Here is a 14,422-nt window from a genome sequence, read left to right as displayed (position 1 = left end):
CAAAGTCTGTGAACTAGTTTGTGCATATATTTTGTTAAATCTTGGCCTTTAATGTGAGATTGGTCTTGAAGACTCTCCTCATACTGACCCAGAGGCAGGGAAACTCTTCAAAACCCTAGTCAACTGTATTAAAGTTCCGCTATACACATGGAGAGTGAACAAGAGAAAGCGATGGCAAGAACAATCATGGGGCTATTGCTGGTGTTGACCAGTTTTATGACCCAAGCTTATGTGGATGACCTGAGGGCTATTTCCCTTGGTATCGACGAGTCCCCCGAAAAAGCCATCGAACAACTGCATCAAACCCCACATTTAAACTATGCGACAAATGAGTTCGACTTTGTCTGGCGCTCATTATTGTTGTGCGAAGCTTACTACATGCTTGGGCGTAACTCAGAGGCGAGAGCTATTCTTGCCAATCTGAATCAGGAAACCCTACAAAGACACCCCCAAGCCATTCCCTATGCAAACACCTGCCAAGCTCAGATTGCCTATTTAGAAGCCGATTTCGAGAAAGCACACAAGTTAATCGAGCAGGCACTGACGGCAGCCGATAAGGTCAATGAGCTAGGCGGCATTGCCAATGCTCGACTCGTGCGTTCATATGTCTATACATCTGAAGGCAAATATACCGACGCACTCACGGACTTAAACCTAGCGGAAGATATTGTTCGCAGCGATTACATGGGCCAAGCCCCCTTAGTTTACGCTCCAGAAATAGCCATCAAACTGGCCACCGCTAACGTCTTTTATTACACCGCTGACTACGAGCTCGCCTTACAGCAACTCGACACCATCACTGATCTCAACGAACTGTGGGAAAGTGCGCGAATTAGCGTCATGTTGTCACGCGCTCACTACCTAAAGGCTTTAAATCAGCCCAAAGAGGTTGCAGACATGGCAGAGCTCCTCAAAGCGGATGCCATGCTCGTGGAAAACTCGCTGTTTCGCGGCTATCTGCGCAATGGTCTGGCAAGGCTCTACAACTTTGTGAGAGATTGGCAGCAAGCTGAGGAACAAGCTCGCTTGGGGCTGGCCATATTCAGTGAGATTGGCAGTGAAGATGGTATTGCCATGGCGAAGTACTTGATAGGCGAGGCTCGACTTTCTAACTCAATACCGGACGATGAAGCTGCATTGTTGTTACTCGCTGAGTCGCTTCAGTACTTTGAGCGAGAGGGAAAAGTCAAAGAAGCGGCTGGCGTCTATAAACTGCGAGCCCATCACTACAAAGAAACCAATCAATTCGATAAAGCCAGTGCAGACATTGAACGTATGCTAGAGCTAAACCAACAATTGACCGAGACGAGCGACAAAGAAAAACTCAAACAACTCAAACGAGACGCGGTAGAAACCGGTCTATTCAACAAACCCTTTAGCGAAACGCTCAAAACCTTGTATGAGCGCTTTAGCGTACTGTTTAGCTTTATCGCTGTTGGCGTGCTCATGGGGATAGGTTTGATTTGGTTAATCGCCAAGCACTTAAAGGCCGAACGCAAACAGAATGAGGAAACAGGGATAGAGTCTCCAGAGCATCTAATCGCACAAGCACAGAGCAACCAGCTGCCACTAGGGGTGGTTTTTCTGAAACTGCCAAAACACTGCCCTTCAGAAAGCCTCGAGTTTGTTAAGCGTCTGAAATCCATACTGCGAAGCTGCGATCAAGTACAAACCATCTATGTGTCTCGACTGATTGTTTATTTACCGTATATCGAGGAAAAAGGGTTACCACAAGAGGCGCAGCGCTTTGTGGAACTGTGGGACCAAAGCAACACCAAGTCGCCGTTGCGCCATGCCTGCTATCAGGTCGAGCCGACAGACAGTCTCGATTGCGTGTTGGCCAAAATGGATCAGCTGTTGCCAATCAAATACCAAAGAGACGAGCGACTAGAAGTTGCCGAGTTAGAGTATTAACGCCGCTCGAATACAGAGCCGAGTCATACACTAAGCCACCTTCGTTTTGGTTTTGGGCTGCTTGCTCCAGATGGGTTTGGCAAAGGCCTTTAGCTTGTCTTTTCGCAGGCTTAATAACCAAATAGCCACCAAAGCATAAATTATCGGCTCGACCACTTCACTGCGTACAGACCAGTAGTAATGCCACACCACGAGTAGGATCAGCGGATAGATCCAAAAATGCAGGCGTTGCCATTGGCCACCCATGCGCCGACGAACCGCCATTGGCGAGGTCACGGTTAAGGCCAACAATAAGCTCCAACTCAACATGCCCAACAGGATATAAGGTCGCTCGACTATCTCGCTAGCCAACAAGCTCCAATCCCAAACCAAGTCCAAAGCGATAAAACTCAGCAGGTGAACGCTGGCATAAAGTATCACGTAAAGCCCGATTAAGCGTCGGCATTGAAGGAGCCAGCCCTGTTTAAACTTTCTCGCCAAAGGCGTTAGAAGCAAGGTTATCATCAAGCAGTTAAGCGCGCCTTTGCCGGTAAAGTGAATGATGTACTGTACCGGATCACCACCAAGCCGCCCCGCGTTAGCTGCCCAAAACAGGCCAACTAAAGGCAACAGTGCCAGTAGGTGCATCAGGGTTTTCACCGTCACCACTCGCCACCAATACACCGGTCTTGCGCTAGCCTCCGCCATTAATAGTTGCGCCTTAAATCAAGTCCGGCGTATAGGTGAGCCACTTGCTCGCCGTAGCCATTAAACGGCAGAGTCGCAATGCGTTTGGCCGACAACAAACCGCCCTCACCGATTCGCCGCTCGGTCGCCTGCGACCAGCGAGGGTGATCCACCTCTGGGTTCACATTGGCATAAAAACCGTATTCGTGTGGAGCCAGTTGATTCCAAGTGGTTGGTGGGCGACGCTCGGTCAAGCGAATATTCACAACTGACTTAATTGACTTAAAACCGTACTTCCACGGCACCACCAAGCGCACCGGTGCACCGTTTTGCGGTGGAAGCGTCTTGCCGTACAAACCCACCGCAATAAAGGTCAGCGGATTCATAGCCTCTTCAATCGTCAACCCTTCCACGTAAGGGTAATCAATGCCACCGCCCATAAGTCGACTCTTTTGCCCCGGCATCTGATTTGGATCGTACAGAGTTTCAAAAGCCACGTATTTAGCCGAACCCGTGGGATCGGCTTTCTTGAGCAGGGCCGCTAACGGAAAGCCCACCCAGGGAATCACCATCGACCAGGCCTCGACGCACCGCAGACGATAAACTCGCTCTTCCAGCGGGATAGATTGCATCAAATCGTCATAATCCAAAGTCAGGCTACTGCCCACCTCCCCTTCGACTTTGAGCTGCCATGGGTTGGTTTGAAAGGACTGAGCATTGCGAGCAGGATCCGCTTTATCGGTACCGAACTCATAAAAATTGTTGTGTTGGGATACTTTATCAAAGGGGGTCAGTATCTCATCACTCACGTAGGCTTGGGGCTGGCTAAAGCTCAAATCGGCCAGCGCTTGTGGCTCTGGCGCTTTGAACCAATCCAACAGGCTAGCTTGCACCTGCGACGATAACCCCATAGCTCCCACGCCCAAGCCCATGGCTTTGACGATCTGGCGGCGGGCTTTGAAAACGGACTCTGGAGTCACCTGATTGTCCTTCAGGCGCCAAATTTTGGGGTCAATGCTCATGGGCTCTCCTTTTACAGCGGTTAGTAATCAAGACAGGACTATGGCCACACTTCTTTCAGATATCGGTTTATTTGCGCAGCCCTTAATCGCTTCGCCCTTGCACCCTCGACGTATTCTTGCGAGGCTTTAAAAAAACGAACTAGCCCGGATACTTATGAACTGGATGTCACTTGTAGAGAGCTTTTACTGGCTTCCTTTACTGCCTATCGCTCTTTTCCTTGGGTACCTTTGGGGTAACCGCGGTCAATCCCGCGCCGAGCAAGCCTCCCAACAATGGCAAGGGCAACTACAAAGCGTTAACGAAAACAATCACCGAATGGCTCAACAACTAACGGATTTACAAAGTGAATTCATCGAGCTCAACGGCTTGTACCAAGCGGCGAACACCAAGCTTGCCATTCAAAAAGCGCAGCTTGAGCAAACTCAAACCACTCAAGCCAAACAACAAGAGCAGCTTGGCCAGCAATTTGAAAATCTGGCCAATCGACTCCTGAGCCACAGTCAGCAAGAGTTTTCTCGTCAGTCCCAAGCTCAGGTCAAACATCTGTTGTCACCGCTGCAACAACAACTCAGTGACTTCAAAGCTCAGTTACAGCAAAGCCATACTCACCAAGTAAAAGACCAAAGCGCCCTGCGCCAACAAATCGAATCGCTCAAGTCCCTTAACCTGCAAATGAGCGAAGACGCCGTTAACCTCACCCGCGCGCTCAAAGGCGATTCGCGACAACAGGGGGATTGGGGCGAAATGTTGCTGAGCCGAATTCTCGAGGATTCAGGGCTGCGCGAGGGTCACGAGTACCAGACTCAAGGCCACTTTAAAAACGATGCCGGGCAATCCTTGCGTCCCGATGTCATCGTCCACTTACCCAATGACAAACAAGTGGTTATCGACTCTAAGGTTTCACTTACGGCATACGAGCGCTACTACAATTGTGACGAAACCAGCCGCGCGGAGCTCGAACTCAAAGCGCATATCGAATCGATTCGCATGCATATCAAAGGGCTTAGCAAAAAGAACTACCAGCAACTTTTGGGTCTCAAATCGCTGGATTATGTGTTAATGTTTATTCCGCTGGAACCCGCGTTCTTACTGGCTTTAGAAAAAGATCCCAGCTTGGTAAAAAACGCCTATGATAACAATATCATGCTGGTTAGCCCGACGAACTTGATGCTGGCTTTACGCACAATCGACAACTTGTGGCGCTATCAAAGACAAGAGCAACACGCTGAACAAATCGCCCGTCAGGCCGGCAAACTTTACGACAAGTTCTGTGCCTACATCGAAGATATGGAAAAACTGGGCAGAGCCTTGGACAGCGCAAAGAAAACTTTTGATGGAGCGCGCAGCAAGCTACATCAAGGCCGCGGAAATTTGGTCCGCCAAGCTGAACAAATGCGTCAGATGGGCGTCCAATCCAGTAAGCAATTGCCCAACGACCTCGTTGAGCAGGCAGAAAATACAGAAGTTACTGAAAACACAAATAACGAAAATACGGCTGGAAGGGTGCAATCCCTAGAGTCCAGTCCAAACTAGCGAGTCCTCTCACAGTTTTCGGGGCTCGCCATTATTTTGCGAAGGAGCCCCGCATGTCGACAGTCTTGATGCGCGCCTTATTGCTGCTTGGGAGCACAGCCTTAACTCTCAACAGCTACGCGTCGACCGCTCATAACGAACAATTCAATCAAGCCCTTGATGCCATTCGCAAAGGGGACAATTCTCAGTACCAGTCGCTGCGAAAGCAGCTTGATGACTATCCGTTAGCCCCATATTTGGACTACGAAAAGCGCATCGCCCAGGTGGGTCGAATGAGCTTGAAGGACTTCCAGCAGTTCAGCGAGTCCTTGAGCGAGACCCCGCTGTATAACCGAGCCCGCCATCGCTATTTGATGGCCAAAGGCAAACGCAAGCAATGGTCAGAGTTTTTGGCGGTCAGCCCGCAAGAGCCGAGAGACACCCGTTTGCAGTGCTACTACTATCGAGCGCAATTGCAAAAAGGCGACAAAGCGCTGGGCTACAAGGGCGCTAATCGACTGTGGCTGACTGGACGCTCTCAGGTAGACCAATGCGACGTGCTGTTTAGCGAATGGCAGAAAGCCGGTAAACGCACCGACCAACAAGTGTGGAACCGAATGTTGCTCAGCTTTGAGGCGGGCCAAACAAGCCTGACTCGCTATTTAGGTTCACTACTTAGCGACGACAACAAGAAACTAGGGCAAGCCTTACTCGGTGTGTACAGCGACCCTCGCCGACTAAAGCAGGTCAGCAATTACACCAATGACCACACTTGGGTCGAAGAGATTGTGAGCGTCGGACTCAAACGCTTGTCACGCCGCGACCTCAAAGCCAGCTTAGACCTTTATGAGCGCTATCAAGCCAAGGGACGCTTTAGCAAAGCCAACAGCTACAACCTCAAAAACGCCTTGTTGCGACAAGCCCTGATTAAAAAGCCAGAAAAGCTACAGGCGCAAATTGACCGCCTGCTTGAGGGCAGCGAGCAAGACAGCTTGGTGGAAATTCGAATTCGTTGGGCGATTGCCGAGCAAAATTGGCAGCATATTGCCTTTTGGATTGAACAGTTGTCCGATAAAGCCAAGGCCAAAGATCGCTGGCAGTTTTGGATGGCGCGCTACTTGAGTCAAGACCAACAGGAGCAAGCGGCCCAGAACATCTTACAAGACTTAGCCCAACATCGAGGCTTTTACGGCTTCATGGCCGCAGAACAACTCAATTTGCCCATGGCCTTAAAGTCGCAAAGCCCAACGCCTCAAGCCGATAGCCAAACGCTAATTGCTCAGCTTGATGGTATCCAACGAGTACAGGCACTGATAGACGTGGAACGTCACCAAGATGCCCGCAGCGAATGGCTTTATTTGCTGGCACGCCAGCCCCAGCACAAAATGGAGCAGTTGGCCTTGTACGCTGCCGACCAGGGTTGGTCGTATTTCGCTATTGAAGCCGCGATTCGAGCCAAAGCTTGGGATGCCGTCGAGTTGCGCTTCCCCACCGTCTACAACGATATCTTTGAGCAATTTGCCAAAATGCGAAATGTGGACGCTGCGGATTTGCTCGCCATCGCGCGTCGCGAAAGTGCCTACAACCCTCAAGCCACTTCGCACGTTGGCGCTCGTGGCTTAATGCAATTAATGCCGCAAACCGCCAAGATCACCGCCAATAAAATCGGTTTCCGCTACAAGGGCACCGGCCAGCTGTATCAGCCTCACCCTAACATTCGCCTGGCCAGCGCCTATTACAAAGAGCTATTAGGCCAGTTTGATAACAATCGGATACTGGCGGCCTCAAGCTACAACGCTGGGCCAAATCGCACTAAAGCCTGGCTTAAAAAGAGCGACGGTAATCTGGATCCGGTTAGCTTTATCGAGACCATTCCATTTCGCGAAACACGCGAATATGTTCAGGCAGTCTTGAGCTATCGAGCCATCTATCAAATGCTCAATCAACAGAGCCCAAGTTTGCTCAGTGAAGACGAGAGAAGTTGGCGCTATTAATACGCCATCTTATTAAAAAACCAGCAAAATAAGACATTTGTCCAAAAACTGCTACTCTTTGGTAAGTGCGCTGATAATTTACCAGGGGGGCATGTCGTGCACCAACTCGTCGACGAGGCTTTACGCCAGCTCAATCGTGTTATTTTGGACAAACCCAGAGAAATTCAACTGGCGTTGGCCTGCGTGCTTGCGCGCGGCCATCTGCTGCTCAATGACTTGCCCGGAGTGGGAAAATCAACGTTGGCCCAAGCGCTAGCAGATACGCTCGGCTTGAGTCATCAAAGGGTGCAATTCACCAGCGACATGTTGCCGGCAGACTTGGTTGGAGTGTCCATCTTCGACCAACAAACCCAGCAGTTTGTGTTTCATCCAGGACCTGTATTCAACCAAGTAGTGCTTGCGGACGAAATCAATCGAGCTAGCCCAAAAACACAAAGCGCGCTGCTTGAGGCCATGGCGGAAAACCAAGTGTCTATGGACGGCAATACCTATGGCCTTCCGACGCCGTTTTTTGTCATTGCGAGCCAAAACCCCATGGACCAAGCTGGCACCTTCCCTCTGCCAGAGTCGCAGTTAGACCGCTTTATGGTGCGCCTTAGCTTGGGGTATCCAAACCCACAGGCCGAGCTCACCATGCTAGCGCAAAGCGACAGTGGCGCGAATACCCGCTCGCAACAGGCGATGGATGTGCAACAACTGGTGGAACTGCAAGCTTTGGTGGATCGCATTCAGGTGTCTGAACCTGTGCTGCGCTACATAGTGGCGCTGGCCAACGCCTCGCGCAACAATCAGTCTTGCTATCCTCTGTCACCGCGAGCGAGTAAGGCTCTACTCGCCTGCACTAAGGCTTGGGCCTTCATTCAACAACGAGAGTTCGCCACCGCTGACGATGTTCAAGCCGTGTTCGAGGCCGTCGCTCAGCACAGGCTGACGGGCTTGCAACCGCAAACTCAGGCCAACAGCGCGATAAACCTTTTGAGTAAAGTCGACCCACTGCAATGAAACTCAAGCTTTGGTGGCGTCCTTGGTGGTTGCGCCTGAGGAATCAGGAAGAATTGGACAAAGCCAGTCTGACCCATTCCAATATTTTTCTTTGGCCCAGCCGCTACGGAGTGAGCTGGCTTGCCATGGCGAGCGTGCTGTTTATCTTCGGGGTCAACTACCAAAACAACCTGGTCATTCTATTTAGCTTCTTTCTAATCAGTCTGTTCATCACCAACTTAGTGTATAGCTATCGAAACTTAGCCGGGTTAGAGCTTGAGCCTTTGTCATCGGGCAATGCGTTTTCTGGTGAGACCATTCATTTCGTGCTTCAACTCAGTTCTGAACGGCAACGCTTGGGCTTGATGCTGCGCTTTGTGGGCCAACGACGAACCCCGCTTTTTGACTTAAGCGACCAACGTATCGAGTTACAACTGCCCTACTTGTCGAACCGGCGTGGCCCCTTAAAGCCCGGTCCAATTCTGATAGAAAGCCGCTTTCCCATGGGCCTCTGTCGCGCTCGTGCCAAGGTCCATTGTCGCTGGAACGCGCTGGTTTGGGCCAAACCCGATTCTCAGTGGCTTCAGTCCAACGCCAGTGCACAGCAGCCGGATACGGATCAACCCGAGCTCTCGGGTTTAGCCAAGTATCAACCCGGTGAAAGCAAGAGCCGAGTGGCCTGGAAACAGTTGGCGCAAAATCGCGGCTGGTACAGCAAACAGTTTGATTCCGGTCCTGTGCAAAGTACTACCTTGTCGCTAGACCCTTTACCTGGCCCAGGATTCGAGCGCAAAGTGCGCCAGCTCAGTGCCCAGATCGAGTGGTTTTCCACCTCAGGCCTGCCATTTTCATTGGTGCTTCCGGGAAGTACGGTTAACGAGGGACAAGGTGAGCGCCAACGCCAACTGTGTCAAAACGCGCTAGCTGCACTTCCGATTGGGCAAGGAGTTGAGTCGTGAATACCAAGGTAGGTTTTCAGACACTCGCTTGGTTGATGCTCAGCCAATGCCTAATCATGGCATCCATCTGGCAGCAGGTTAGCCCGTGGGCGCTGGCCATTACTTTTTGCTGTTGGTTGTGGCGCGTGAGCGCAGAGGCCGGCTACGCCAACACTTTTGCTAAAGCACTTATCATAGGTGTTACCCTTGTGCTGTGCTTTTACACCTTGATGCACATGGGCGAAACCGGTTTGCTAGAAACCATGGCCAACCTATTGATCATGGGCTTTTCGCTCAAACTGCTTGAGTTGCATTATCGCCGCGATATCTTTGCCTTGGTTCTGGTGGGCTGCTTTATCATCGCCATGTCTTGCCTGTTCTTTAACGACTGGATTCACTCACTGCAGGCAAGCGTGCTGTTTATCCTAAATTTGGCGGTGAGTTTTGTTATGGTGCGCAAGCAAATAGGCAACAGCCAGCTTGCACGCCACTTGCTCCGAATGACTGCCCTAAGCCTGCCGCTGACCTTAATTCTGTTCTACTTGTTCCCCCGTGTTCCGCCACTTTGGATGGTCCCTAAACTGGGGCAATCGGAAATTGGCTTAGCCGATAGCATGTCGCCCGGGCAAATTACCGAGCTTACTCAATCCACACGTTTGGCATTTCGTGCTCAGTTTGGCGATGAGTTACCGGCCACCAGTCAGTTGTACTGGCGTGCGCTTGTCCTCGAAGAGTTTGATGGCGCCACATGGCGTCAGCACTCCTGGCGCAAAACACCGCAAAGCACCCTTACCCAAATTCAGGCAGAGCCAGAGTTAGAAGCCCAATGGCAGTATCAGATATGGGCCAGAGCATCAGACAACCCTTGGTTGTACGGACTAGACAAAGCCTATGTCAGCGATGCTCGCATCCAGACTGGGCAGGACTATAGCCTGAGTCGCTACCTGTCGTTGAACGAGGATATTCACTACAGTGTGCGCAGTTACCCCGAATCGCCGCTGAACACCGCCTTGAGTCGTCCCGAGCACCAGCTGAACTTACACGTTCCCGAAGGCAACCCAAAAACTCGCGCATTTGCGCAGCGCTTACAGCGCAAATACCCAGAGCCCAGCACGGCGGTCACCGAACTCATGCGCCATTTCCACCAGCAGGACTTCCGCTATAGCCTGACGCCGCCAAAGATGCAAAACCAACAGCAAGACGACTTCTTGTTTAACCAGAAAGTCGGTTTTTGCATGCACTTTGCGTCGGCGATGGCAACCGTCACTCGCTTGATGGGGTTACCGAGCCGTGTGGTACTTGGCTATCACGGTGGAATACCTAAAGCCAACGATGACGGTATTTCGCTAAGCGTCTATCAATACATGGCGCACGCTTGGGTAGAGGTGTATCTCGACGGTGTTGGCTGGCAGCGATACGATCCAACCGCTGTGGTCAGCCCAAGTCGCATCAATCTGGGATTTGATGCCTTTGCAGAGCAGCAAATGCAACAAGAAGACCGCTCAGATTGGATGATGCAGGTTCGCTTACATCCCCTGTTTAAAGGCATGCAAACCTGGGCTGCTGAAGTTGACGCTGCATGGGGCGGCTGGCTTGGGGACTTTAACGCCGAACGCCAAACTCAGTTACTAGAACATTGGCTTGGCGATGATGCTAAAACCCACTTGCCGGTGGTATTGCTGACCAGCTTGGTATTGGTGTTGCTATTTCTCGCTTGGAATTTAGGTCTGTTTAAACGCGGGCCAGCCAAAGCGCCAGAGCTCGCTCACTATCAGGCGCTGCTAAAACCCATGGCCCGCTTGGGCATTAATCCAGCCCCTGGTGAAACCCCTAGCTCTGTACTCGACCGGCTAGCCGAAGCACAACCCATGCTAGCCGCCCGCGCCAAACGCTTTCAACGCCTGTTTGAAACCTGTTACTACGGTCAGCAATCACAACAACGCGAAGCGCTAAAGCGAGCCCAGCTTGCGCTGGCCAAGGGATTAAAGCGCGGTTCGTTGCGCCCGCCAAAAGGTCAGCCTACAATGAGCCAAAAACCTGGCTCGGAGTCACGCCATGCACATGAACTACACCCAAGAACAGACTCGAGTGATCGGCTGTCTGATTGAAAAATCTATCACTACCCCAGACCAGTATCCCCTGTCGCTCAACGCACTCACCAACGCCTGCAATCAAAAGAGTAACCGCGACCCAGTAATGGCGTTATCCGAAGGCGATGTTCAAAGTGCGGTTGACGAACTCTCCAAGTTGAGAGTGGTAAGCGATGTCTCTAGCTTTGGCTCTCGAGTGTCCAAATACCAGCACAGATTCTGCAACACTGAGTTTGGCGATCTTCAACTCAGCGAGGGCGAACTGGCGATTGTTTGTCTGATGTTTTTGCGCGGACCACAAACCCCAGGTGAGCTGCGCACCCGCTCCAATCGACTGGCCAAGTTTGCCGATGTTAGCGAAGTTGAAGCTGCCCTCTCTGACATGGCCGAGCGAAGCCCGGCATTGGTGGTAAAACTGCCAAGAGAAGCGGGTAAGCGCGAAAGCCGCTACGCTCATTGCTTTAGCGGTGAGATAGACCTAGACGCCATAGCCTCAAGTGCACCAGCGCCATCGGCAAGCGCCCCATCCGTCGAGTGGATAGACCGAATCGAGGCGCTGGAAGCCCGAGTCGCCGAACTCGAGCGCCAGCTAGGCGTTAATCAAGACTAATTGCCCATCATAGGACCGAATTGACCGGACTGGTAATCGCGAACCGCTTGGTCAATTTGGGCCTGAGTATTCATCACAAATGGGCCATAGTGTGCCACAGGCTCGTTTAACGGCACCCCAGCCAACACCAGCACGCCGGTTGGTTCGGTGGCGCTTAACGTCAGTTGAGTCTGGCCATCTAACGCCAGAATCTGCTGGGCTTTCACTGGCTCTGGCGCCGTTAGCTCGCCTTGATAAACCAATAGCAAAACCCGCTCGTTGTCAGCGACGCCGAGTGTGTGTTCGCCGCTAAACACGAGATCCATGGCTCGGGCACCACTGGGCAATCCTTGAAGTTCAGCCGAGTAACTCTCTCCGTCCAATTGCCACTGTCCAGATATCACCGCCAGTTGGCTTTCACCCAGAGTGTATCTGTGGGTTTTAGCATGCTGATAACTGGGTGGATTTAACTTGTCGGCCGCTGGAACGTTTATCCAGATTTGAAAACCGTGCACGCCTTGTTGGCTGTTGAGCGGCATTTCCGAGTGAATAATACCTCGACCGCTGGACATCCACTGACTGGCGTTTTCACCGGTTTCGGCGCGATTGCCCAAGTTATCTTGATGGACAAAACCACCTTGGCGCATGTAAGTCAGAGTATCGATACCCCGATGCGGGTGCGGCGGAAATCCGGGAATGCTTTGACCCGGCTGAGCGCGAATTTCGTCAATTAACAAGAAAGGGTCGAGTTGATTGCGGGCAAAGCCGTGAACTCGTGATAGATCCACGCCAGCACCGTCGACAGCGGGATGTGCGGTTTGTAAGTAGCTCATAATATAGCCCTCAATATGCGTTGAATTAGCTTGATGAGACTATCTAACTATTAATCAAACCAAATAAAAAGCGCCTTTTTTGGCGCTTTTATTTCTAAAATTTAGAAAGCTAGCTAGTCGCGCTCAAACCTATCAATGCAAAAATCTAGACTAAGCGCCAAAGGTTTAGCGGCCAATTGCGCTTTTTGCGTATCACTCATTCGCCATGCAAACGGTGTCATGTTCAGCAAAGCGGTTATTGCTGCCCCACTTTCAATGGTCAAGGTCTGGCTGACCCGCAATCGATTGCGGTGGCTGAAACCCTCTAGCTCAGTAGTCGGCAGCTGGTGTGGCTTAGGATAAGGGTATATCGCGCTTTTCAACTCAAACAGATGTTGCTCACCGGGAGTCACCGTCAGCAATTGACCTCCGCTTTCCAGCAAGCGTAGCAGTTCTTGATGCTGGCTAGGCGCGAAGCAGCGAACAATGGCATCAAAACTCTGGTCAGCAAAGGGTAGCTGATAAGCGCTGGCAACGGCGAAGTCCACTGTGGGATAGCGCTTAGCGGCAAAGCGTATGGCCGATTTCGAAATATCGATGGCTTCCACTTGCAGCTGACGCTCTGCCGCCTCAAAAGCCTTTGATAAACGGCCGGTATAATACCCCTCACCGCAACCAAGATCTAACAGGCGATAGCTCTGTTTCGACGATAGCACCTCGAGCAGCTCCGCATTAATCGCGTCCGACAAACATTGATAAAAGCCTGCGTGCAAGAACTCGCGGCGGGCCAGCATCATGGCTTTAGAGTCACCCGGTTCTTTTGAACTTTTTTGCTGAACAGGTAGCAGGTTTACGTAGCCTTCTTTGGCCTGATCGAAGTGATGACGGTTGGCGCAACGATAGCCGTTATCGCCAAATTGCAGCGGTTGCTGACATAAGGGACAGGAGTAATTCATAGGTCTCAAAAAAGCCAGTTTGCTCAAGCTTAGCAAGGGTCTGGCGGTTATTCCTCTTCCAGCAGCTGGTCTACTGCTGCAGTTAATTCTGGGCTGGCTAGTAAGCGGTATAACTGAGCCTGACGCTCAGCATGAAGGCTGCCCGCATCATTGGCTGCCGACCCTATATCCAAGGCTCGGGCTCCGTGTTGTATCTGGCGCTGCAAGAACTCGTGCCTTTGACGCAATGCATTGAGCAGCTCATACACTCCTTGATGTTGGTTTAGTACCGCACCGCCATGGCGCATCCAATGGCTCAAGCTCTGGCAGGCTTGCTCGATTTCAAGCAAGTGCAACTGCTGTTCAGTGCGATGTGAAATCTGGTCTAAGCGGCGAGCTATCACAGCTTTGGCTTTGGCCAACTCTACCGGCTCTACAAAACTTGGATGGGAGTCTTCGGCCTTAACCAACTGCCAGGTTTGGGCACCGTGCAACTGTGCATCAAATCCGTTTTCGGTGGGAATCAAACTCAACTGAAGGCCGTTTTGCAACTCCTCAACACACAAACTGGGAGCTTTGTCGTAGAGCGGTTGAACGTAGAGCAACTGTCCGAGTTGGCGCTGAACCACCTGAGATGGCAATTGAGCTTGGGCATGGTCGACCGGCCCGAGTTCAACAAACTCAAGTACTCGCAAGCTAAGCTCTGCCTCTCCTTTGTCCGTGAACCGCATTAGGCATTGGGCAATGGGTGCTTGGCGCGCCGCTAGCGCCAAGGTTTCATCCATTTCACACTTAAAGCGGAGTGCCAGCCCATATTCGGTATCTAACCCAAAGTTATGCTCAGGCTGAAACAGGAGATTAAACATGCCAGTCCTTGGAAGTCGTAGTTGAGTGCAACTGGCAGCAGGATATCACAAAGCCCAGCCAGGATAACTTGATTAGTTTTTGCCGATAGCTCAAACAGTCTA

The 14,422-nt window shown here is 51.5% G+C and carries 12 protein-coding genes; 7 read left to right on the top strand and 5 right to left on the bottom strand.

Features of this window, described 5'->3' with window-relative positions:
• The first annotated feature begins 171 nt into the window (after positions 1–171).
• Complete coding sequence (locus CLC93_RS06175; protein WP_141237351.1) at positions 172–1,914, top strand: hypothetical protein; 1,743 nt, start codon at positions 172–174, stop codon at positions 1,912–1,914.
• Positions 1,915–1,944: 30 nt separating this feature from the next.
• Here CLC93_RS06175 and msrQ read toward each other — a convergent pair whose 3' ends face one another.
• Together msrQ and msrP are read right to left on the bottom strand one after the other, a co-directional pair.
• Complete coding sequence (msrQ, locus tag CLC93_RS06170) at positions 1,945–2,601, bottom strand: protein-methionine-sulfoxide reductase heme-binding subunit MsrQ (protein WP_095505097.1); 657 nt, start codon at positions 2,599–2,601, stop codon at positions 1,945–1,947.
• Positions 2,601–3,602, bottom strand: a complete 1,002-nt coding sequence (msrP, locus tag CLC93_RS06165) for a protein-methionine-sulfoxide reductase catalytic subunit MsrP (RefSeq protein ID WP_095505096.1) — start codon at positions 3,600–3,602, stop codon at positions 2,601–2,603. Before msrP ends, msrQ begins: the two co-directional genes overlap by 1 nt.
• Before the next feature lie 154 nt (positions 3,603–3,756).
• On the opposite strand from msrP, the gene CLC93_RS06160 reads away from it, so the two are divergent.
• From CLC93_RS06160 to CLC93_RS06135, 6 genes are all read left to right on the top strand, one after another.
• The gene (locus CLC93_RS06160; RefSeq protein WP_095505095.1) at positions 3,757–5,136 is read left to right on the top strand and encodes a DNA recombination protein RmuC; all 1,380 of its coding nucleotides are present in this window, start codon (positions 3,757–3,759) and stop codon (positions 5,134–5,136) included.
• Between the two features lie 53 nt (positions 5,137–5,189).
• On the top strand, positions 5,190–7,109 hold the full coding sequence (locus CLC93_RS06155; RefSeq protein WP_095505094.1) for a transglycosylase SLT domain-containing protein: 1,920 nt from the start codon (positions 5,190–5,192) through the stop codon (positions 7,107–7,109).
• A gap of 96 nt (positions 7,110–7,205) precedes the next feature.
• Positions 7,206–8,111 carry an AAA family ATPase gene (locus tag CLC93_RS06150; RefSeq protein ID WP_095505093.1) on the top strand — a complete coding sequence of 302 codons (906 nt, stop codon included), beginning with the start codon at positions 7,206–7,208 and terminating at the stop codon, positions 8,109–8,111.
• Entirely contained in the window at positions 8,108–9,049 is a 942-nt protein-coding gene (locus CLC93_RS06145) for a DUF58 domain-containing protein (protein ID WP_095505092.1), read from the top strand. Before CLC93_RS06150 ends, CLC93_RS06145 begins: the two co-directional genes overlap by 4 nt.
• Entirely contained in the window at positions 9,046–11,136 is a 2,091-nt protein-coding gene (locus CLC93_RS06140; protein ID WP_095505091.1) for a transglutaminase TgpA family protein, read from the top strand. The genes CLC93_RS06145 and CLC93_RS06140 overlap by 4 nt, the downstream gene beginning before the upstream one ends.
• Positions 11,090–11,728: a YceH family protein gene (locus tag CLC93_RS06135; protein WP_425439839.1), complete on the top strand. Its 639-nt coding sequence runs from the start codon at positions 11,090–11,092 to the stop codon at positions 11,726–11,728. Before CLC93_RS06140 ends, CLC93_RS06135 begins: the two co-directional genes overlap by 47 nt.
• Here CLC93_RS06135 and CLC93_RS06130 read toward each other — a convergent pair.
• The 3 genes from CLC93_RS06130 to CLC93_RS06120 all read right to left on the bottom strand — a co-directional run bounded on the left by CLC93_RS06130 (position 11,725) and on the right by CLC93_RS06120 (position 14,320).
• The gene (locus CLC93_RS06130) at positions 11,725–12,540 is read right to left on the bottom strand and encodes a pirin family protein (protein ID WP_095505089.1); all 816 of its coding nucleotides are present in this window, start codon (positions 12,538–12,540) and stop codon (positions 11,725–11,727) included. The genes CLC93_RS06135 and CLC93_RS06130 overlap by 4 nt on opposite strands.
• A gap of 113 nt (positions 12,541–12,653) precedes the next feature.
• The gene (gene rlmA / locus CLC93_RS06125; protein WP_095505088.1) at positions 12,654–13,475 is read right to left on the bottom strand and encodes a 23S rRNA (guanine(745)-N(1))-methyltransferase; all 822 of its coding nucleotides are present in this window, start codon (positions 13,473–13,475) and stop codon (positions 12,654–12,656) included.
• Between the two features lie 47 nt (positions 13,476–13,522).
• The gene (locus CLC93_RS06120; protein WP_095505087.1) at positions 13,523–14,320 is read right to left on the bottom strand and encodes a hypothetical protein; all 798 of its coding nucleotides are present in this window, start codon (positions 14,318–14,320) and stop codon (positions 13,523–13,525) included.
• Between the last annotated feature and the right edge of the window lie 102 nt (positions 14,321–14,422).

It is taken from the genome of Paraferrimonas sedimenticola (assembly GCF_002282855.1).
In the GTDB taxonomy this organism is placed as follows: domain Bacteria; phylum Pseudomonadota; class Gammaproteobacteria; order Enterobacterales; family Shewanellaceae; genus Paraferrimonas; species Paraferrimonas sedimenticola.
Note: the sequence above shows the minus strand (reverse complement) of the source record. Positions and strands in the feature narration are given on the sequence as shown.

What these genes read in the sequence shown, in the direction of transcription:
- CLC93_RS06145 (WP_095505092.1), top strand. Translation starts at nt 8,108, where the DNA reads ATGAAACTCAAGCTTTGGTGGCGTCCTTGGTGGTTGCGCCTGAGGAAT.
- CLC93_RS06155 (WP_095505094.1), top strand. Translation starts at nt 5,190, where the DNA reads ATGTCGACAGTCTTGATGCGCGCCTTATTGCTGCTTGGGAGCACAGCC.
- msrP (WP_095505096.1), bottom strand. Translation starts at nt 3,602, where the DNA reads ATGAGCATTGACCCCAAAATTTGGCGCCTGAAGGACAATCAGGTGACT.
- CLC93_RS06135 (WP_425439839.1), top strand. Translation starts at nt 11,090, where the DNA reads ATGAACTACACCCAAGAACAGACTCGAGTGATCGGCTGTCTGATTGAA.
- CLC93_RS06160 (WP_095505095.1), top strand. Translation starts at nt 3,757, where the DNA reads ATGAACTGGATGTCACTTGTAGAGAGCTTTTACTGGCTTCCTTTACTG.
- rlmA (WP_095505088.1), bottom strand. Translation starts at nt 13,475, where the DNA reads ATGAATTACTCCTGTCCCTTATGTCAGCAACCGCTGCAATTTGGCGAT.
- CLC93_RS06120 (WP_095505087.1), bottom strand. Translation starts at nt 14,320, where the DNA reads ATGTTTAATCTCCTGTTTCAGCCTGAGCATAACTTTGGGTTAGATACC.
- CLC93_RS06130 (WP_095505089.1), bottom strand. Translation starts at nt 12,540, where the DNA reads ATGAGCTACTTACAAACCGCACATCCCGCTGTCGACGGTGCTGGCGTG.
- CLC93_RS06175 (WP_141237351.1), top strand. Translation starts at nt 172, where the DNA reads ATGGCAAGAACAATCATGGGGCTATTGCTGGTGTTGACCAGTTTTATG.
- msrQ (WP_095505097.1), bottom strand. Translation starts at nt 2,601, where the DNA reads ATGGCGGAGGCTAGCGCAAGACCGGTGTATTGGTGGCGAGTGGTGACG.